Genomic DNA, 362 nt, shown 5'->3' with positions numbered 1-362 from the left:
ATCGACGAGATCTCGTGGGAACTGGTCCGCACCGACCGGCCCGACCCCGCCACCGAGCCCGAAGCCGCGGCTCTCCTGCGCTGCCACGTCAAGAGCAGCGATCCCGCGGCAGCGGGCAGGGCGTTCAGCGGCGCGGCGGTCGAACTCGCCCTCGCCTCGTACCCGGGCTTCCATGTCACCGCCCCGCCCAGTGCCGCGTCGCCGTTCGGCATCTATCGCGCGGTCTACCTGCCCCAGTCGGACGTGCCGCACGTCGTGGTGCTCGCCGACGGCACCCGCATCGACATCCCGCCCCCGGAACACGCCGCATCCGACACCTCGCCGTCCCCCGCGAGTGGTGCAGATTCGCGGTACGGCAGCCC

Annotated in this window: 1 protein-coding gene; it reads left to right on the top strand. The window is 72.7% G+C overall.

The window, feature by feature from the left end; translation table 11 throughout:
* The coding region (locus tag D9V41_RS18040) for an acyclic terpene utilization AtuA family protein (protein ID WP_424922810.1) at positions 1 to 362 on the top strand (362 nt) is incomplete at both ends.

Origin of the sequence: Aeromicrobium phragmitis, assembly GCF_003674095.1 — a bacterium.
GTDB classification, from domain to species: Bacteria; Actinomycetota; Actinomycetes; order Propionibacteriales; family Nocardioidaceae; genus Aeromicrobium; species Aeromicrobium phragmitis.
Note: the sequence above shows the minus strand (reverse complement) of the source record. Positions and strands in the feature narration are given on the sequence as shown.